The organism is uncultured Slackia sp. (assembly GCF_944321625.1).
Lineage (GTDB): Bacteria > Actinomycetota > Coriobacteriia > Coriobacteriales > Eggerthellaceae > Slackia.
Genome location: NZ_CALUMA010000106.1, coordinates 1 through 19,785, shown reverse-complemented (window position 1 = coordinate 19,785; position 19,785 = coordinate 1). Strand labels below are relative to the sequence as shown.

The 19,785-nt window shown below is 62.5% G+C and carries 16 protein-coding genes; all 16 read left to right on the top strand.

Features of this window, described 5'->3' with window-relative positions; translation table 11 throughout:
- Positions 1-1,144 (top strand): methylenetetrahydrofolate--tRNA-(uracil(54)-C(5))-methyltransferase (FADH(2)-oxidizing) TrmFO (gene trmFO, locus Q0J60_RS09065; protein ID WP_294440772.1); only part of this gene is annotated, 1,144 nt, incomplete at its 5' end.
- Entirely contained in the window at positions 1,145-2,104 is a 960-nt protein-coding gene (locus Q0J60_RS09060; protein WP_294440770.1) for a tyrosine recombinase, read from the top strand.
- 83 nt (positions 2,105-2,187) lie between these two features.
- Positions 2,188-3,450 (top strand): sensor histidine kinase, encoded by a 1,263-nt coding sequence (locus tag Q0J60_RS09055; RefSeq protein ID WP_294440768.1) that lies wholly within the window; start codon positions 2,188-2,190, stop codon positions 3,448-3,450.
- Positions 3,443-4,141, top strand: a complete 699-nt coding sequence (locus Q0J60_RS09050; protein WP_294440766.1) for a response regulator transcription factor — start codon at positions 3,443-3,445, stop codon at positions 4,139-4,141. Before Q0J60_RS09055 ends, Q0J60_RS09050 begins: the two co-directional genes overlap by 8 nt.
- A gap of 153 nt (positions 4,142-4,294) precedes the next feature.
- On the top strand, positions 4,295-7,171 hold the full coding sequence (gene uvrA / locus Q0J60_RS09045; protein ID WP_294440763.1) for an excinuclease ABC subunit UvrA: 2,877 nt from the start codon (positions 4,295-4,297) through the stop codon (positions 7,169-7,171).
- 72 nt (positions 7,172-7,243) lie between these two features.
- Positions 7,244-8,230: a DMT family transporter gene (locus Q0J60_RS09040; RefSeq protein WP_294440760.1), complete on the top strand. Its 987-nt coding sequence runs from the start codon at positions 7,244-7,246 to the stop codon at positions 8,228-8,230.
- Entirely contained in the window at positions 8,227-9,552 is a 1,326-nt protein-coding gene (locus Q0J60_RS09035) for a hypothetical protein (protein ID WP_294440758.1), read from the top strand. The genes Q0J60_RS09040 and Q0J60_RS09035 overlap by 4 nt, the downstream gene beginning before the upstream one ends.
- 186 nt (positions 9,553-9,738) lie before the next feature.
- Positions 9,739-10,506, top strand: coding sequence for a response regulator transcription factor (locus Q0J60_RS09030; RefSeq protein WP_294440756.1), 768 nt, complete (start codon positions 9,739-9,741; stop codon positions 10,504-10,506).
- 294 nt (positions 10,507-10,800) lie between these two features.
- Entirely contained in the window at positions 10,801-11,274 is a 474-nt protein-coding gene (gene ddrc, locus Q0J60_RS09025) for a dihydrodaizein racemase (ifcA) (protein ID WP_294440774.1), read from the top strand.
- A gap of 18 nt (positions 11,275-11,292) precedes the next feature.
- A complete protein-coding gene (gene ifcB / locus Q0J60_RS09020) occupies positions 11,293-12,015 on the top strand; it encodes a putative electron transfer flavoprotein beta subunit IfcB (RefSeq protein ID WP_294440754.1) in 723 nt (240 codons plus the stop codon).
- A complete protein-coding gene (locus Q0J60_RS09015) occupies positions 12,016-12,930 on the top strand; it encodes an electron transfer flavoprotein subunit alpha/FixB family protein (RefSeq protein ID WP_294440752.1) in 915 nt (304 codons plus the stop codon).
- A gap of 70 nt (positions 12,931-13,000) precedes the next feature.
- On the top strand, positions 13,001-14,461 hold the full coding sequence (gene tdr, locus Q0J60_RS09010; RefSeq protein WP_294440750.1) for a tetrahydrodaidzein reductase: 1,461 nt from the start codon (positions 13,001-13,003) through the stop codon (positions 14,459-14,461).
- Positions 14,462-14,596: 135 nt separating this feature from the next.
- On the top strand, positions 14,597-15,454 hold the full coding sequence (gene ddr, locus Q0J60_RS09005; RefSeq protein WP_294440747.1) for a dihydrodaidzein reductase: 858 nt from the start codon (positions 14,597-14,599) through the stop codon (positions 15,452-15,454).
- 97 nt (positions 15,455-15,551) lie between these two features.
- Positions 15,552-16,040: a hypothetical protein gene (locus Q0J60_RS09000; protein WP_294440744.1), complete on the top strand. Its 489-nt coding sequence runs from the start codon at positions 15,552-15,554 to the stop codon at positions 16,038-16,040.
- A gap of 319 nt (positions 16,041-16,359) precedes the next feature.
- Positions 16,360-18,195: an NAD(P)-binding protein gene (locus Q0J60_RS08995; protein WP_294440742.1), complete on the top strand. Its 1,836-nt coding sequence runs from the start codon at positions 16,360-16,362 to the stop codon at positions 18,193-18,195.
- Positions 18,189-19,785 (top strand): [FeFe] hydrogenase, group A (locus tag Q0J60_RS08990; protein WP_294440740.1); only part of this gene is annotated, 1,597 nt, incomplete at its 3' end. The genes Q0J60_RS08995 and Q0J60_RS08990, both read left to right, overlap by 7 nt.

Here is a 19,785-nt window from a genome sequence, read left to right as displayed (position 1 = left end):
CAAGGCCGAGCTCGCGGCGCTGGGCTCGAGGCTTATCGATGCCGCATGGGACAATAAGGTCGATGCGGGCGGCGCGCTTGCCGTTGACCGAGAGGGCTTTTCGCGTCGCGTGACGGAGCTCGTGCGCGGAAACGACCTGATCGAATACCGGGTGGAAGAGGTGGCCGACCCGCTGTCGTTCGAGGCCGACGCCACAATCCTGGCGTCAGGCCCGCTCACTTCCGACGCGCTCGCCTCGTGGATCGCCCGCGTCACGGGGGAGGAGAGCCTTGCGTTCTTCGACGCCGCAGCCCCCATCGTGACGGCGGATTCGCTGAATATGGACGTGCTGTTCAGGCAGTCGCGCTACGAGCAGGATGCCCCCGGCGATTATCTGAATGCGCCTTTCACCAAGGAATCCTACGATGCCTTCATCGAGGAGCTGCTGGGCGCCGAACGCGTGATCGCGAAGGATTTCGAGACGAAAGACCTGTTCCAGGCCTGCCAGCCCATCGAAGAGATCGCGCGCAAGGGGCATGACGCCCCTCGTTTCGGCACCTGCAAGCCCGTGGGGCTGATCGACCCGGCAACCGGGCGCCGCCCGTGGGCCGCCGTGCAGCTGCGCGCCGAGAATGCGGAACTCACCGCGTACAACCTGGTTGGATTTCAAACCAATCTGACGTTTCCCGAGCAGCGACGCGTGTTCCGCATGATTCCCGGATTGGAAAACGCCGAGTTCGCGCGTTACGGCGTGATGCACCGCAATACATTCATCGACGCCCCGCATCTTCTGGGACGCGACATGCGCCTGAACCCCGACATGTGCGGCGGGCGCGACATGTACGTCGCGGGGCAGCTGTCGGGAACCGAGGGGTATTGCGAGGCGATCATGTCGGGGCTCGTGGCGGCGCTCAACGTGTATGCGCGCCTTTCCGGCGACGACCTTCCGCGCCTGCCGCGCGAGACGGCCTTCGGTGCGCTGCTCGACTATGCGACCGACCCTGCTACGCAGGGCTATCAGCCCATGCACGTGAATTTCGGCATCATGCCCCCCTTGCCCGAGCGCGTGCGAAACAAGCAGCAGCGCTATGCCGCCTACGCCGCACGAGGTGCGAAGGCGATGGAATCCTATGCATCCAACCTGCGTGAACGGGGAATCCTGTAAATGGCTCAATCGCCTGACAGAGGAGCGGGCCTGGGAAAGCACGCATCTGCAGAAGCACAGGTGGACGCCGCATACGCGGGGTTCGTCGACGCGTTTTGCGCCTCGCTCACGCAGGAGCGGAACCTTTCCGAGCACACGGCGCGCAACTATCGCATCGACCTTATGGACTTCGGGAGGTGGGCGGCCCGTCGCGGGGTGAAGCCCCTGCGTGCGACCCATCGGCAGGTTCGCATGTATCTGGGCGAGCTCGATCGCGCTCAATACTCGCGTCGCACCGTGAACCGCAGGCTTTCCGCCCTGCGTACGTTCTTCCGCTGGCTCATCGTGCACGGCCATGTGAAAAGCGACCCCGTGAGCGTCATCCAGGGGCCCAAGGCGCCGAAGGGCCTGCCGCACGCCATTCCCGCGGCGCAGATGGAGGCCCTGCTGAGCGTGTGGAATGACGATGACTCGCCGGTGGGCGTGCGAAACCGCGCCCTTCTCGAGTTCCTCTATGCGTGCGGCGCCCGTATCTCCGAGGCGTCAGGCCTGCTTGCACGCGACGTGTCGCTGAGAGCGGGGCAGGCGAAGCTGTTCGGCAAGGGCGGCAAGGAACGCATCGTCCCGCTGCACGACGCGGCCGTCGATGCCATGGGTGCCTATCTGCGCACCGCGAGGGAAGACCTGCTCTCCGGCAAGGAATGCCCGTATTTCTTCGTGTCGGAGCGCGGTGGCAAGATGAGCCCGGACTCCATGAGGCGGGTGTTTAAGAAGAGCCTCGCGATGGCGGGCATAGCCGATTCCTACACGCCTCACGATATGCGTCATTCGTTCGCGACCGACCTGGTGGAGGGCGGTGCCGATTTGCGCAGCGTGCAGGAGCTGCTGGGACATTCGAGCCTTTCCACCACGCAGGTGTACACGCATCTGTCCATCGCCCACCTCAAAGAAGCGCGCCGCAACGCCCATCCGCGCGGATAAGCGGGCGGCTTATCGTGCTCTTTGCGTCGAGTACGTCGCGTGCGGTATGGCGCTCGCGGCCCGCATCGGATAGAGTGGCGCCTATGACTAATATGAAACTCGACATACCGTTTCGCGAAGACATTCCCGAACCCCCCGAGGTGGACGAGGAGCGCACCGCCAAGGATTGGGCGATCGATGTCGCCGTGGCGGTGGCCGCGTTCGTGTTCGGCTGCGCGCAGCTGGTGCTCGCATCGACCTCGGTCGTGTTCGTGGACAACCTGTTTCGCGAGATGATGCAGCAGGTCGATCTGGTTCCCGGATTCTACTCCTACGTCGCTCTGGCGTTCACCACGCTGCCGTTGGTGCTGCGCCGGGTGGCTCCGTGGCCCACGCTTATCATCGTCACGGCATGCTTCCTGTTCACCGCCGGATACATGTACGGGTTCTCGCTTTCGGCGGTAGGCCCGGTGATAGCGGTGTTCACCGTCGCCAGCGAACGCCCGCGCCGCGAGGCCGTTCTGGCGGTTGTCGTTGTGTCGGTCGCGATGGTGCTGGTGTCCACGCCGTACCAGAGCTCGACGCTCGCATTCATCATGAAGGGCATGAATGTCGTCCTCGTGGTCGCAGGCGGTCTCGCCGGTTTCGCCATGCGCGTCTATTCGGCCTACCTGGTGGAAACGCGCAGGCGTCTCGACGAGGCGGAGCGCGGCCGCGAAGAGCTTGCGGCGCGACGCGTGGCCGAAGAGCGCGTGAGCATCGCGCGCGACGTGCACGACATCACCGCCCATTCGCTTTCTGCCGTGGCTATTCAGGCCGCTGCCGCCGAACGGCTGGTGGATATCGATCCCGCTGCTGCGAAGGAGGCCATCGGCGACATCCGTGCCGTCTCGAAGTCGGCGCTGGAGGAAATCCGCGCGATGATCGGCGTGCTGCGCGGCGACGAAGAGGCCGAGAAAGCTCCCGCCGAGGGCACCGAACGCATGGGCGATCTGGTGGACTATCTGGAGCGCGCCGGCATCCGCGTGACGCTTTCGAGGCGCGGATACGACCGCGCGGCGGTGCCGACGTTCGTGGATATGACGCTGTTCCAGGTGGTGCGCGAGGCGGCCACTAATACCGTGAGGCACGCGCAGGCCCATGCCGTGACCATTCTGCTGCGCTCGACCGCATCCCAGGCCTATGCGGAGTTTTCCGACGACGGCGTGGGCATGGATACCGATGCCGCGAAGCGGGCGGAGGGCCACGGCCTTCAAGGCATGGCCGAGCGCGTGGGGGCGATAGGCGGCACGTTCAAGGTGCGCAGCGCCCCGGGAGACGGATGCACGGTTGTCGCAGAGATACCTTTGGAGGGAAACCATGGCTGATATCAATGACGCCCAAAGCGTAAACGGCCCCATTCGCGTCGCCATCGCTGATGATCAGGAGCTTGTGCGCAAGGGATTCAGGCTCATTCTCTCGTCGTTTCCGGGCATTCAGGTGGTCGGCGAGGCCGTGGACGGAGCCGATGCCGTGGCGCTCGCACGGCGCATGCATCCTGACGTGCTGCTGATGGACATTCGCATGCCGCGCAAAGACGGCATCCAGGCCACGCGCGAGCTGGCCTCCGACCCCAGCACTGCCGATGTGTCGGTGCTCATCCTGACCACGTTCGACCTCGATGAATACGTCTACGACGCATTGGCGGCCGGGGCGAGCGGCTTTCTGCTCAAGGACGTGGAGCCCGACGAGCTCGCCCGCGCCGTGCGCGTGGTGCACGAGGGCGACGCGCTCATCGACCCCTCTATCACGCGCAGGCTCGTGGAGGCGTATGCCGAATCGCGCCGCCGCCAGCGTTTCGACGGCACGGCGGTAGAGGCGCTCACCGATCGCGAGCGCGAGATCCTGACGCTGGTGGGCAAGGGTCTGAGCAACGAGGAAATCGCCGACGAACTGGTGATTTCCCCCGCTACGGTGCGCACGCACACCGGACGCATCATGACCAAGCTCGACGCCCACGATCGCGCCCAGCTCGTGGTGGCTGCCTATGAAAGCGGCCTGGTGAAGCCTGGCGTGTAAGACGAAGGCCGGCAGAGGCGCACTGTGCACAGCCTTCTTGCGCCCCGCTTCTTCTTGTGAACGTAGCGAGGAATTACCGCACGAATGTTCGCACGGATGTGCGGCTGCGCTATCATACTCGGTTGCTGAATACGACCCGTGAAAGGGGAGAACGTGGCAAGCGATTCCATCGTCATCAAGGGTGCCCGCGAGCACAACCTCAAAGATATAGACCTGTCCATTCCGCGCGACAAGCTGGTGGTCATCACCGGCCTTTCGGGCTCAGGCAAGTCGAGCCTGGCGTTCGACACCATCTACGCCGAGGGCCAGCGCCGCTACGTAGAAAGCCTCTCGGCCTACGCGCGCCAGTTCCTGGGGCAGATGAACAAGCCCGACTTGGACAGCATCGACGGCTTGTCGCCTGCCGTGGCCATCGATCAGAAAACCACGTCGAAGAACCCGCGTTCAACCGTGGGCACCACGACGGAAATCTACGACTATCTTCGTCTTTTGTTCGCGCGTATCGGCGTGCCTCACTGCCCTGAGTGCGGTCGCGAGATCAAGAAGCGTACCACCGACCAGGTGACCGACGAGATTCTGGGCCTGGGCGAGGGCAAGCGCGCCCTCATTCTGTCGCCTGTGGTGGTGGGCCGCAAGGGCGAGCATGCCAAGCTTCTGGCCGACCTGCAGAAAGAGGGCTTCTCGCGCGTGCGCATCGACGGCGAGGTGGTGCGCCTGGACGGCGAGCCCCGTAAGCTGGATAAGAAGTTCAAGCACACCATCGAGGTCGTGGTGGACCGTGTGGTGCTGAAAAGCTCTGCCACCAGCCGTATCGCCGAGGCGGTGGAGATGGCAACCAAGCTCGCCGAGGGCCGCGTGGTGGTGCACGTGGTGGACGACGAGGGCAAAGAGGCCGACCCCCAGAAGAGCACGCCCGGGTTTACCGGCGTGTCCTCCGCGGACCACTTTTACTCGCTCGCGCTAGCATGCCCCGAGCACGGCCATTCCATGGACGAGCTCCAGCCGCGTGACTTCAGCTTCAACGCCCCTTACGGCGCCTGCCCCGATTGCGCGGGCCTGGGCAGCCGCGAAGAGGTTGATCCCAGCCTGCTGGTGCCCGATCCGTCGCTCTCGCTTAACGAGGGCGCCATCGCACCGTTCTCCACAGGCAACTACTATCCCCAGGTGCTGCGCGCCGTGTGCAAGCACATGGGCGCCGACCCCGCCACGCCATGGGAAGATTTGCCGTCCAAGGTGCGCAAGGCGCTTTTGCACGGACTTCCGGGCGAGAAGGTGCGCGTCGACTACGTGACCGTCGACGGACGCGAGACCTACTGGTTCATCGACTGGGAAGGCGCCTGCGAGGCGGTCATGGGCCGCTACAAGGATGCGCAAAGCGACACCCAGCGCGAGAAATACGAGAAGTATTTCGCCACCATTCCGTGCGCCACCTGCGGCGGAAAGCGCCTGAAGCCCGAGATTCTAGCCGTCACCGTGGCGGGCAAGAACATCCATGAGGTGTGTGAGATGAGCGCGGCGGAAAGCCTCGAGTTCTTCGAATCGCTCACGCTTACCGACCGCGAGGCCGTGATCGCGGCCGCAGTTGTCAAGGAGATTCGCGCGCGTCTAAAGTTCCTGGTGGATGTGGGCCTGGACTATTTGACGCTCGAGCGTGCCACGGCGACGCTTTCCGGCGGCGAGGCGCAGCGCATCCGCCTGGCCACGCAGATCGGCGCCGGGCTCATGGGCGTGCTCTACATTCTGGACGAACCCTCCATCGGCCTGCATCAGCGCGATAACGAGCGCCTGATCGCCACACTGGAGCGCCTGCGCGATCTGGGTAACACGGTCATCGTGGTGGAGCACGACGAGGACACCATCCGTCATGCCGATTACGTGGTGGATATGGGCCCGGGCGCGGGCGAGCTGGGCGGGCACGTGGTGGCAGCCGGTACGCCTGCGGAGGTCGCCGCCACGCAGGGCAGCATCACGGCCGACTATCTTTCCGGCCGCCGCGCCATCGTGGTGCCCGAAGAGCGTCGCCGTCCCAAGCGCGGCGCCGTTAAGCTGACGGGCGCCTCGGCCAACAACTTGAAAAACGTCAATATCCAGGTCGAGGTGGGTACGCTCACCGTGGTCACGGGCGTGTCGGGCAGCGGCAAGAGTTCGCTGATCACTGACACGCTGGCGCCTGCGCTGGCCAACCGCATCAACCGTGCCCACCATCGTACGGGCGCGTACCGCAAGCTTTCCGGCTATGAAGAGCTGGACAAGGTCATCAACATCGACCAGAGTCCCATCGGGCGCACGCCGCGTTCGAATCCCGCCACCTATATCGGCCTGTGGGACGACATCCGCGCTCTGTTCGCCAGCACGCAGGAGTCCAAGGCGCGCGGCTATGCGCCGGGGCGCTTCAGCTTCAACGTGAGCGGCGGCCGCTGCGAGGCCTGCAAGGGCGACGGCCAGATCAAGATCGAGATGCACTTCCTTCCCGACGTCTACGTGCCCTGCGAGGTGTGTGGCGGCAAGCGCTACAACCGCGAGACGCTGCAGGTGACCTATCGCGGCAAGAATGTCTACGAAGTGCTCGAGATGACGGTGGACGAGGCGCTGGAGTTCTTCAAGAACATTCCCGGCTTGTCGCGCAAGCTGCAGACGCTGCACGACGTGGGGCTGGGTTACATCCGTCTGGGCCAGCCCGCCACCACGCTGTCGGGCGGCGAGGCTCAGCGCGTGAAGCTTGCCAGCGAGCTTCAGCGTCGCCAGACCGGTCGCACGTTCTACATTCTGGACGAGCCCACCACCGGTCTTCATATGGAAGACGTCCGGCAGCTTTTGGACGTGCTTCAGCGTCTGGTGGACAAGGGCAACACGGTCCTGGTGATCGAACACAACCTGGACGTCATCAAATGCGCCGACCGCATCATCGACTTGGGGCCCGAAGGCGGCTCGAGGGGTGGTACCATTGTGGCGTGCGGCACTCCCGAGGAGGTCGCGCAGGTGGAGGCGAGCCATACCGGGCGCTTCCTTAAAGATATTCTGGGTAAGTAGCGGACAGCCGGCCCCGTTCCATCGACGGGCCGCCGGTGGTTGCGCCGCCGCGGGCGGCGCGAAGGGGGACAGATGAAACGCAGGATCAAGGGCATGGTCACGCGCTCTCGTTTCGTGCGCGGCGTGTTTCTCGCTCTGCTGGGCGGCGTGGGCTGGGCGTTTTCCGGCACGTGCGCCGAGTACCTGTTCGAGGAGTTCGCGGTACGCACCGACTGGCTCACGGCGGTGCGCATGACGATATCCGGCGTTCTGTTCATTCTGCTTGCGCTCGCGATCGACCGCAAGCGCCTGTGCGAGGCGGCGAAATCCAAGCGGTCGTTGGTGGGCTTCTTCATGTTCGGCATGTTCGGCATCATGTTCTGCCAGCTCACCTACTTTATGGCCATCAGCTATACCGATAGCGGCACCGCCACCGTGCTTTCCATGATCGGCCTGGCGATCATCATGCTGTACAACGCGCGCATCAGTCACCGTATGCCGCGCAAGCGCGAGATCACGGGTTTGTGTCTGACGCTCATCGGCGTGTTTCTCATCGCCACGCAGGGCGATGTGTCCAGGCTGGCTATCCCGCTGCCGGGTCTGATCTGGGGTTTGGCGGCGGCTCTTGGCCAGGCGTTCTACAATCTCATCCCCACGCGCCTGATCGGCCGCTGGGGCTCCACCGTCACCATCGGCATGGGCATGCTCATGGGCGGCCTTCTCATGTGCGTCATCGTTCAGCCGTGGATCGACCCGATGCCGTTCACGCCGGCGTCGCTTCTGGCCCTGACCGGGTGCATCGTCATCGGAACGCTTGTCGCGAGCTGGGCCTATATGCAGGCGATTTCGGATATCGGCCCCGTCAAGGCGTCCCTCATCGCCGCGGTCGAGCCGGTGGCGGCGACCATTTTCACCGCCGTTGCCCTGGGCACGTATTTCCCGTCCATCGACCTTATCGGCTTTGCCTGCATCATCGCCATGGTCCTCATGGTGAGCTCCAAGTCCTCCAGTAAGGAAGACGGCATCCACGACGATTCGGAATATGCGCCTGCAGAGCCCGACGCGAAGGCGGAGGCATGATGGGCGGCATGGATTCGCAGGAAAGGCACACGGTGGGCGCTACGGCGAATATGGCGGAAGGCGCTGAGCAGAATATGGTGCCGAACGCCGCATCGGCGAGCTCCGACGGCCTGGGGTCGGTGACGGAGGGTGTCGAGGGTCTGGAACCCGTGCCCGCCGATCGGCCGGCGTGCTCCGCCGAGGCGGCGCGCATGATCACGGCCCGCTCGGACGAATACGACGATCGCCATTCCAAGCGCGAACGCATCGCCTTGGGCGTGTTCGCATGCCTGCTTCTTGTGGGGGCGATTGTCCTGTTCTCGTACATCAACGCAGGCCATGGCCTCAATATTGCCGCAACGACCATCGACGATGTGGCGGGCGATATGTCCGGCTACGGCGTAATCTTGTTCGAGGGCACGGTGAAGCCCGATGCCTCCGCCGAGGTCGAGGGCGATGAAGAGGGCGGCGTGCAGGGCATTCTCTCGGGCATTTTTGGAACGGATGACCAGGACGGGGAATCGCCATCCGCCGACTCCGACGAACCGGACGTCGGCGCGGCCTCGAAACACGCCGACGATGCGGATGTCGCCTCCGAGTCTGATGACGCTGGGGATGCCGACAGCTCAGCGGAGACGTCGGATGCTTCGAAGCCGACGGCGTCCGCTTCTGAAAACGCAGAAGGCGCCTCGGAGTCTGCTGCACAATCCTCGGGAGCAGCGTCGAGCACGTCCTCCAAGCGGTCGGTGGGCGCCCATCCCGACACGATCACGCTCGATGAGGCGGAGGCCGTCTATCAGGAAAAGGGCGCCTCCATCATCTCCATCGACGCGAACAATCTAGGCCTGTATTCCACGGGACGTATCGTCATGCAGGGCGGAAGGTCGTACGGCATATTCAGTCTCACGGAGGACGAGCTTGCCTCGCTTTCATACAGCAGCCGCACAACCACGCGCATAACCACCACGACCACGCAGGACGCGGCCGGCGCCTTCAGCACAAGCACCACCAAGCGCGTGCGCAGCGCCTATTCCAGCGTAACCGAGCTGTTCGCCGACGTCGATCCCGACGACATCGACCCCGCCATCATCGAGCGTATCGAAGACATCCTCGATCACTTCGACGAGTGCGGGGTGGATACCGTTATCGCCCTGACTCCCGACCCGACGCCCTTCTCTGCCGTCGAAGGCGTGGACGTCGTGGTGTCTTTCAAGCAGGCGGATCGCTTTTCCATGAGCGAGACGATCGACGGCACCATGTATTTCGATGCGCCCGAGGTGGGCCAGGTTGGCGTGCTCATGGTGGCGCCGGGCAACGTGGTGTCGGCCAAGGTGATGAGTTAAGCATTCAGAGCTATACTCGAGTTGGATAATTCCGAATGTCGAGGTGAAATGTGGGATGCCTTTAAAGCGCCATGCGCCTGGGATGATATTTTTTGTACCCGAACGGATAATTTTCGAAGCCTGTTTAGAACGTATAATTTAGACGGCAACATAGAGACGCCGAAGGGTGCGAAAGGGTGATGTATTGTGGCCGGCTTCAGAAACGATGAAAGCAAGGGGCTGAATTATTTAGATGCATCATCGGAGGACCTTTACGGCATCCATATGTCGCTTCGTGACGATCCGACGGTAGGGGCGGAGCCCATTAATACGGTTGCTGCCGATGATGACTGCATTTTCTTGGAGGGAATCGCGGCTCTTTTCCGCGAGTGGGAAGAGTTCAATCTTGTTGGAAAAGCCTCGACCCTCGAAGAGACGAAAAAACTATGTCTTGCCAAGAATCCTGCCGTCGTACTAATGGGCGCATCGTTCCATGGCGTCAGTTGCGCAGAGACGGTCGCGTCTATCGTTGATTCGAGCCCGAATACCCGCATCATGGTGTTGGCGTCTATGGGCGAAAGCGGCTTCGTGCTTGATGCGTTGCGCGCCGGCGCACGAGGGTTCGGCTCTCGCGACGAGATGTCGGTGGGCAAGTTGCGTTCGCTTTTATGGGCTTTGGCTTGCGGCGACATAGCGTTTTCAGGCTCTATCGGCACGGTATTGCAAGGTGCGCTCCTTAATGGATCGACCGAAGAGAAGTCTGAGTCGGTCTCGAGCGACTACTTCAATTCGCTTGATGACCGGGAGAGGACGGTGTTGGCGGCTCTTGAGGAAGGCCTTTCGAACGCGGAGATAAGCAGGAAGCTGTTTTTGAGCGAGCCAACGGTGAAGAAGTGCATTGGCGGCATCATTCAGAAGCTCCATGTCAACAATCGTGTTCAAGCTGCAGTACTGTCGGCAAAACGTGGTAGATAACGTAATCGGTTCCTGCTTTCAAACCGGCATAATGACTTTTTCTCTGGGCTCGCGGTCTGCGAGCCCTTTTCATGTTTGGGCGCCATCTGAACAGGATATTTCCTGAATCAAAGTCGCTCCTTTTTCGATACGGTTTGCTACTTCACATTATCACCACAGAACGCCTTGCTCGCCCAATAATGTGTGGCGTAGGGCGTGGATGGCACATCGGCACGGGCGATGAAGGCTAAGCGCGGAATGCCGATTCGCATCGGCCGGTAGCTTGAAGCGCAAACAAGCGAAAGGGGATTCATGATGAAAGCCCAGTTAAACCGTATTGCCTTGCGTGTTTCCGACGCCGACAAGGCCGTGGCCGACCTGAACGCTCTTCTCGGCGTGACCTTCTATGGTCCGTATGACGATGAGCATATGGGTTTACGCGTCGCCCTGCCGAAGTCGGGTGGAATCGAGGTTATGGCCCCCATGCACGACCATGATGCGATAGGCGCATACCAAAGGCTGCAGACCGAGGGCGAGGGTATCAGCGGCATCGCGCTGCGCGTTGATGATTTCGAAGAGGCCAAGGCCGCATTCGCCGCAAGGGGGCTGAAACCTGCTGTCGAGTTCAACCATGGGAAGTTCCGCGAGATGATCTTCCCGCCGCAGCCGGCAACCCACGGGCTTGAAATTGCCGTGAACGAATTCCCCGATGCGAATGGCGCCGCCATCCAGGTTGCTTTGGACATGGGCGTTGATTGGACCGACGTGTGCGACTGGGACGCTCAATAGGAAAGCGGCGGGCGACTTATGACGACTATTGCGGTTTTCAAGTGGGCGATGGACCCACACGACGAGAGGGTGGGCGTTGACGGCAACGTGAAATGGACCGCCAACAAGCCCGTGGCGGGCGACGATGACCACGCCGTTGTCAAGGTGGCATGCGATATAGCCGCCGACGGCGAGGTGGTGGGCCTCACTATGGCGGGCGGCGATACCGCCTTCGCCGCCGCGCGCGGGGCGAAGCGCACCATTGCGATCGAGGGAGTCGATCCGCTGGCGCAGCCTATGGAGCTCGCCGGCGCCCTCGCTCGGGCGATCGAAAGTCAGGAAGGCGTCGATGCGGTGGTCATCGGAGATTGCGCCTGGCAACCCATGGTTCCGAGCCTTGTTGCGAGCATGCTTGGGTGGCCATGCGTGTTGGCCGTCGATGACGCTCGTAAAGAAGTGGGAAGCCTTGTTGTTACACGCCGATTCGCATCCGGCACGCAGGATGTCCAGGTTGACTGTCCTGCCGTAGTGGCGGTTGCGGCGCGTCGCGAGGAGGAGAACAAGCCGGGTATGCGCGCCATTCTTCAGGCGCGAAAGCTTCCGGTGGAAAACGTCGCCGGCGATGCGACGGGGTTTAAGAGGTTCGAGTCACAGGGAACCCATGCTCCCGAAACGGCTCCTGCCCGCATCTTCGATGGTTCCGATCCCGAGACAGCTGTTGCCCAGCTGATTTCGGCGCTTGCTGCAGAGGGGGTGATGTAGATGGAGAGCATATGGGCGGTCGTTGCCGAGGGTATGTCGGCCGCGGCCGTTGTGGGCGTGGCGCAGCGCAGCGGGTTGCCCGTCGAGGCATATGTTTTCGGTGATTCCGAGCTTGCGAACCGCGTTGCGTCCTATGGCGTGTCGCATGTGCACTGGTGGAGCGACGAGCAAACGCTCCCCGAAACGCTGGCGATGTCTTTGGCGAGCAGGGCCAAGGAGGATATGCCGACTGCGGTTGTGTCAAGCGACCAGGCAACGTCTCGCGTGCTCCTTGGCGCTATCGCAGTGGTCGTGGACGCTGCCGTCGCGCACGGCATCATCTCCGTGGCGCCCTCCGATGGCGGAGTGAAGGTCGAACGCTACGTTGCCGATGCCGAGGCGGTGGAAGTGCTTTGCGCTCCGGGGCCGGTAGTGTGCACCATCGCGGATGGCGTGGCGGAGGCCGAGCCAGCGGCGACGCCGGCTCCTATCGAAGAAATGGAGCCTGAGCAGAATGGCAGCATCAAGGTGCTTTCGACCAATGAAGAAGGAGAAGGCGCAAATGGACTGCAGGATGCCGAACGGGTTGTGGGGGTAGGCCTCGGCGTGGGAAGCAAAGAAAACGTCGCCCTGGCGCAGCAGCTTGCCGATGCGATAGGCGCAGAAGTGGCATGCACCCTTCCGCTTTGCGACAACTATCACTGGTTCGAGCACAACCGGGTTGTCGGTACTTCTACTCAGAAGATTTCACCCCGCCTGTATTTGAGCTTCGGCTCTTCGGGTGCTCCTCAGCATATGACGGGCGTGCGCGCTGCGAAAGTCATCGTTGCCGTGAACACCGATCCGGAAGCGCCTATTTTCCGAGAATGCACATACGGGATTGTGGGCGATGTTTCGAAGGTCCTTCCCGCGTTCATACAAGCAGTGAGCAAGTAGACGCATCGCACTGCCGGACGAGGCGTGGCGTCTCATTTCGGCGTGCGACATTCAAACAAGGAGAAACGCAATGACAGAATTCGATGTCGAATATGATCTGATCGTGGTTGGCGGCGGCGCTTCCGGCAAGTCGGCCGCGCTCATTGCCGCCCGAGCCGGAAAGAACGTTGTGCTCATTGAAAAAATGCCGGAGACCGGCGGACTTTCGGTTTATGCCGAAGGCACGGCTGCGTTCGAATCGTCAGTGCAGAAGGAATTGGGCACCCCGCGTCTGGGCAAATACCATTTTCCCACTAAGGAAGAGGGCATAGCCAAGATCATGGGCTACAGCCACCAGCGCGCGAACTACGATGTCGCTCGCGCGTTCGTGGAGAACTCCGCCGAGACCATCGATATCTACCGAGAACTGGGCGTCGTGTACAAGACGTGCGATATCGCTGCCGAAGACGATCCCAACGAGTTGTGGACGTTCCATTTGCCCGAAGGTCTGGGGGCGCATTGCCAGGAAGTGCTGCTTGACGCCATCCAGAAGCTGGATGTGGATATCTTCACCGATACCCCCGCGAAAGAGCTCATCATGGAAGACGGCCGCGTCGTGGGCGTTGTTGCGGAATCGGACGGCGCGCCGCTGCGCATCGGCGGCAAGGCCGTGATTCTCGCAACGGGAGGCATGGGGTCAAGTCCCGACCGCATATTCAAATACAGCTGGTTCGCTCCGGCAGCCTACAACATGAACGAGCTGACACCGCTGCAGAACGTGGGCGACGGCCTGGACATGGCTCTTGCGGCGGGCGCCGATCCGAACACCATTACGACGTGTCCTCTGCTTGCTGCCGGCGGACGCGAGATGACCATGGATTCGCAGGTGGGCGGTGCGGGCGTAAACCCGGGCGTGTGGATCAACAAGACCGGGCGTCGTTTCGCCGCCGAGTCCGTTGCGGAAAACATCGGCGATATCGGAACGTATTACGGCAAGCAGCCCGGCGGCATAGTGTGGTCCATCCTTTCCCAGTCCGACATCGACCGCTTGGTGACGGAGGGCTCCGAGATAGCCATCGGCGAGTTCGTCGTATACCACAAGCCCATGTCGGGCCTCCTGCCCGAATTGGAAGCTCATCTTGAGTCGGGCCTGGTCAAGAAGGCGGATTCGTTCGAAGAGCTTGCCAATCTTATGGACGTTCCCACCGATGCTTTCGTCGATACCATGCGTGCCTACAACGAGGCGTGCGAAAAGGGCTACGACGACGCATTCATGAAGAAGCCGCAGTACCTTCGCGCGTTGGACAAGGCGCCGTTCTATGCCATTCCTTTGGCTACGGGCACCATGGGGTCTGCCGGCGGCATCAAGGTGAACGGCAACATGCAGGTGATTACCGCCGATGGCGATCCGATTCCCGGCTTGTATGCCGTTGGGTTGGACGCTACGGGCCTGTATGGCGATTCCTACAACATGGAAATTCCCGGCTGCGCAAACGGCTTCGCCCATACTTCGGGCCGAATTGCCGCACGTCACGCTATATCGAACATGTAGGCGTGTCGCTCGTACCGCAAGCGCCGCGTTTTCCGCGCAGAATGCGGCGCTTCTTTTAAACGATTGTCGGTTCGTCTGCCTGACGAACTGCGGAGTGCGTCGCGCGCTCCGAAAATGAAGAGAAAGGACTCTATCATGGCGCAGGAAGTAAAGACCCCCAAGATTGCAGGTGCCCCTGAATTCGGCAAGTGGATTTCTCCGGAGGAATCCGTCGGTCAGCGCCTGAAGGGCAAGAAAATCCTGTTGACGGGCACCACGAAGGGAGTCGGCCATGTGGCCCAGGAGCTTTTGTGCGCCCACGGCGCCGTCGTGTGCGGTTCGGGCCGCTCCAAGGGTGTTGCCGCCGCTTATGCAGAAGAACTTCGCGCCAAAGGATATCAGGCCTATGGAGATGATTGCGACCTGTCTGATTACGAAGCCGTGAAGAAATGGGTTGCCGAATGTGCAGAGCGCATGGGCGGTATCGACGTTGTCATCAATAACGCGTCCCATCCGGGCATGGCGCCGTTCGAGGAGATGACTCCCGACGTATGGGACTACGGCATCAAAAACGAACTCGACCTGGTTTACAACGTATGCAACTGTGCATGGCCATATCTAAAGGAAGCAAACGGAGCCTCGATCATCATTACCTCGTCTACGTGCGGCCTTCAGGGATCCAACTCTCCGCAGACGTGCCATGCCGCAGCTAAGGGCGCATGCCTGGCCATGGCTCGCCAGCTCGCCGCGGAAGGCGGGCCTTTCGGCATTCGCTGCAACTCGGTGACCCCGGGCCTGGTGTGGACTGAAGCGATGGCCAACATCCCCAAGGAAATGGCGTCGGGCCTGGTTGCCGCCCAGACCACTCAGCGCGCCATCGATCCCATTGATATTGCATATGCGTATCTGTTCCTGTCGTCCGATGAGTCCCGTCAGATCACTGCGACTAATATAGCCGTCGACGGCGGCTGCTCGGGCGCAACGACGGGCAGCATGCAAGGGGAGATCGCCTAAACGAACAAGCTGAGAGGGGCGCGCCATCTCGTCGTTCGCGCCCCATATCTCGGACGATTGTTAGGGGTTTTCGCACGTAACGTGAAAGGGGAATTACATGAAGGGGCCCGAGGGCTTTGCGATGTTCGTGAATATCGGCATGAATATTGTATTAGGCATTCTGATTACGATTTGTTTCGACCTCACGCTTCAGGCTATGACCGGCGTATGGTTCATGACCCCCGAGGTCGTCATTGGCACGATTCTCTCGAGCTTCTGCGTGGGCTTTACGGCCGGGACGCTGGTTCCTGCTATGGATTGGGGAATGAAGCTCGGAGGCTTCCTCAAGGTTAAGCCAGACGGGATTGGCTCTTATGCGTGCTGCTCGGTGATACTGGGCTTGTGCATGGGCGTATGTATTACCATTGGTAACTTTCTAATTGCCGATTTGGGAACGAAAGGCCTATCTGGGGCGATTGCGGACATCACTATGGCTCTGCCTATTATTGTGGTCTATGCAATTGTGTTCGTCTTGATTTTCTTGAAGCCCGTTCAGCTTCTCGGAGCGAAGGTTACGGGATTCGATCCTTCCGATATCGCTGCGTAGGATAGTCGCTTCCTCCGGCGCCAATCGCGGTAATGGGACCGCCGGGCGCAAGAAGGGGTGGTGTTGACGAGAATTACGTTCCGATTTGGGCGAAGTGACACGCGAACGCAACTTTTAGATGTGGTGCGTTGGCTTGTTTCGAACAACCGCTCCCTGTGTTTTACCGTCTGTAAACATAGGCAATCCTTCTGCACGTGGTAGCATCCATATTTACGACTATATCGTCTGACGTTGGGCGTGCCCGCATGGTGCACGTCCACGCATATTCTGTCCGGCGGTCGCATGCGGGCTATGCGGCCATGAAATTACGGAGGAGTATATGACACTAACTAACGAAGCGCCCAAGGAGGCCATGCGGGAGGTGCTCGGAGGCCTGTGCCTGGGCACCACGCGGCGTCTTGAGGCCAACGCCCGCGGCACGTGCCCGGTGGACATGACCCGCGCGCTCGTGGGCGTGGCCCATGCGCAAAGCTGCGGCAAGTGCACGTCGTGCCGTATAGGTTTGGGTCAGATCAGCCAGATGCTGGAGCGCATAATCGACGGCCGCGCCGAGGAGGGCGCGATCGACGCCTTAGAGAACCTGGCTGAGCAGATTCGCATCAGCTCCGATTGCGCGGTGGGCTATCACGCCGCCGAGCAGGTGCTACGCGCCGTGCGCGGGTTCCGCGACGACTTCGAGAAGCACGCGGCATCGGGCCGTTGCGTCATGTGGTCGAGCCAGGGCGTGCCCTGCGTGGTGAGCTGCCCGGCGCATGTGGATATCCCCGGTTATATTGCGCTCACCGCCGCGGGCAAATACGACGATGCGGTCGAGCTCATCCGCAAGGACAATCCGTTCCCCAGCGCGTGCGCCTATGTGTGCGAGCATCCCTGGGAGAACACGTGCCGACGCAGGAGGGTCGACGATGCGGTGAACATCCGCGGCATCAAGCGCTATGCGGTAGACCACGCCGCCGAGCCCCGTCGCGTCGAGTGCGCCGAGGCCACCGGCAAGCGCGTGGCCGTGGTGGGCGCCGGCCCGTCTGGCCTGACCTGCGCGTTCTTCCTGGCGCGCATGGGCCATGCCGTGACCGTGTTCGAGCAGCGCGAGAAGGCCGGCGGCATGCTGCGCTACGGCATCCCCAACTACCGCCTGCCCAAGACCATCCTCGACGACGAGATCGCTTCCATCGAGGCGCTAGGCGTGGAGGTACGCTGCGGCGTGGCCGTGGGCGAGGGCGGCATGGGCCTTTCCGAACTGCGCCGCGACTACGACGCGGTGTATTTGGCCATCGGCGCCCACGGCGATAAGAAGGTGGGCATCGAAGGCGAGAGCGCGTGCGGAGTGGTGAGCGCCGTGCAGATGCTGCGCGAGGTGGGCGAGGGTGCACCCGCCGACTTCACCGGCCTGGACGTGTGCGTGATCGGCGGCGGCAACGTGGCCATGGACGCCGCGCGCTCGGCCGTGCGCATGGGCGCGAAGAGCGTGCGCGTGGTGTATCGCCGCCGTGTGGCCGACATGACGGCGCTTGTGGAGGAGATCGAGGGCGCCATCGCCGACGGCGTGGAGATCTGCGACCTCATGGCACCGCAGTCCATTGCCGTCGATGACGAGGGCAACGTGCGCGCGCTTGTGGCGCAGCCCCAGATCATCGGCCCCGTGAAGGCGGGCCGTCCTGCGCCCATCGCCGCCGACCGCGAGCCGGTCGAGCTGGCCTGCCAGCGCATCGTGGTGGCCATCGGGCAGGATATCCTCTCTGACGCGTTCGCCGACGAAGGCGCTCAGCGCGATCGCAAGACGTTCCATGTGGACGAGACGCGCGCGGTGCCCGGGTTGGACGGCGTGTTCGCCGGCGGCGACGCCATGCGCAGCCCCGCCACGGTGATCTTGGCCATCGCCGACGGCAAGGAGGCCGCCAAGGGAATCGATGCCTATCTGGGGTTCCATCACACGATTTCGGTCGACGTCGAGATTCCTTCTGCGCGTCTGGACGATCGCGTGCCGTGCGGCCGCGCCGTTATGGCCGAGCGCCCCGGAACCGAGCGCAGGGGCGATTTCGACCTTGTGGAGCACGGGCTTTCCGACCAGGAAATGCGCCAGGAAGCGGCGCGCTGCCTGAACTGCGATCATTTCGGCTGCGGTATTCTGCGTGAAGAGGGGAGGCTGTCATGGTAAACGCCACTATCGACGGCGTGAGCGTGTCGGTTGCCGAAGGCACGAGCATCCTTGAGGCCGCCCGCGCAAACGGGGTTGACATCCCCACGCTGTGCTATCTGAAAGACATCAACGAAATCGGCGCGTGCCGCATCTGCCTGGTTGAGGTCGAGGGGGTCGACCACCTTGTGGCGGCGTGCAACAACCAGGTGACCGAGGGCATGGTGGTGTGCACCGACACGCCGCGCGTGCATGCGGCGCGCCGTACCAACCTCCAGCTCATCCTTTCGCGTCACGATCGTCGCTGTCCCACGTGCTTCCGCAACGGCACGTGCCGCCTGCAGTCGTTGGCCGATACGTTCGGCATCCATGAGGTGCCGTATTTCTCCGAGTACGATCTGCGTCCCGTGGATGCCCGATTCCCGCTGGTACGCGAGCCCGCCAAGTGCGTGAGCTGCCTGCGCTGCGTATCGGTGTGCTCCAAGGTGCAGAACCTGACCGTATGGGATCTGGTGGACTCCGGTTCGCGCGCCCGCGTGGATGCCGTCGCCGAGGACATGTGCTCGTTCTGCGGCCAGTGCATCACGCATTGCCCGACGGGCGCGTTGCATGAGCGCGACGACGTGAGCAAGGTCTCGGCTGCCTTGGCCGATCCCGACAAGATTGTCATCGCCCAGGTGGCGCCTTCGGTGCGCACCTCGTGGGCCGAAGGGCTTGCGATCGACGCGCAAGACGCGACGCCCGGGCGTATGGTGGCGGCTCTGCGCCGTCTCGGGTACGACTACGTGTTCGACACCGACTTCGCCGCCGACGTGACCATCATGGAGGAAGGCAGTGAGCTTCTGGAGCGCCTCGACGAGGAAGGCCCCATGTTCACGTCGTGCTGCCCCGGCTGGGTGCGCTTCCTCAAGGCGAAGCACCCCTCGCTCGTGCATAAGCTCTCCACCACCAAATCGCCCCAGCAGATCTTCGGCGCGCTCGCCAAGAGCTATTACGCGGAGCTTCTGGGCGTGGACGCCTCGCGCATCTTTGTGGTGTCGTACATGCCGTGCGTCGCCAAGAAGGAGGAGTGCACGTATCCGGGCATGGACGCTGCAGGCGCCGGGCCCGACGTGGACGTGGTGCTCACGGTGCGCGAGCTCATTCGCCAGCTGAAGTCGCGCTTCGTGGGTGTTGCGCTGTTGCCCGAAGAGGAATTCGATGCGCCGCTGGGCGTGGCCACCGGTGCGGGACACATCTTCGGCGTGACGGGCGGCGTTATGGAGGCCGCGCTTCGCAGCGCGTACTTCCTGGTGACGGGCGAGAACCCCGACGTGGAGGCGTTCGCCGAGGTGCGCAGCGCCGGTGCCGACCGCGGCTGGCGCGAGAAGAGCTTCCAACTGCCCGGACGCACGCTCCGCATCGCCGTGACCAGCGGCCTTTCCAACGCGGATGCACTGTGCACCGCCATCGAGCGCGGCGAAGTCGACTATGATTTCGTTGAGGTGATGGCGTGTCCCGGCGGGTGCGTGGGCGGCGGGGGCGAGCCCGTGCGTGAGGGCGAGGAGTGGGCCGCGCCGCGTGCCGGCATTTTGCACGGCATCGACAAGAAGAGCGCCCTGCGCTTCAGCC

Coding starts and splice junctions, on each gene's coding strand:
- Q0J60_RS08995 (WP_294440742.1), top strand. CDS start 16,360: ATGACACTAACTAACGAAGCGCCCAAGGAGGCCATGCGGGAGGTGCTC.
- Q0J60_RS09055 (WP_294440768.1), top strand. CDS start 2,188: ATGACTAATATGAAACTCGACATACCGTTTCGCGAAGACATTCCCGAA.
- Q0J60_RS09000 (WP_294440744.1), top strand. CDS start 15,552: ATGAAGGGGCCCGAGGGCTTTGCGATGTTCGTGAATATCGGCATGAAT.
- Q0J60_RS09060 (WP_294440770.1), top strand. CDS start 1,145: ATGGCTCAATCGCCTGACAGAGGAGCGGGCCTGGGAAAGCACGCATCT.
- Q0J60_RS09015 (WP_294440752.1), top strand. CDS start 12,016: ATGGAGAGCATATGGGCGGTCGTTGCCGAGGGTATGTCGGCCGCGGCC.
- ifcB (WP_294440754.1), top strand. CDS start 11,293: ATGACGACTATTGCGGTTTTCAAGTGGGCGATGGACCCACACGACGAG.
- Q0J60_RS09035 (WP_294440758.1), top strand. CDS start 8,227: ATGATGGGCGGCATGGATTCGCAGGAAAGGCACACGGTGGGCGCTACG.
- ddrc (WP_294440774.1), top strand. CDS start 10,801: ATGAAAGCCCAGTTAAACCGTATTGCCTTGCGTGTTTCCGACGCCGAC.
- Q0J60_RS09040 (WP_294440760.1), top strand. CDS start 7,244: ATGAAACGCAGGATCAAGGGCATGGTCACGCGCTCTCGTTTCGTGCGC.
- tdr (WP_294440750.1), top strand. CDS start 13,001: ATGACAGAATTCGATGTCGAATATGATCTGATCGTGGTTGGCGGCGGC.
- ddr (WP_294440747.1), top strand. CDS start 14,597: ATGGCGCAGGAAGTAAAGACCCCCAAGATTGCAGGTGCCCCTGAATTC.
- Q0J60_RS09050 (WP_294440766.1), top strand. CDS start 3,443: ATGGCTGATATCAATGACGCCCAAAGCGTAAACGGCCCCATTCGCGTC.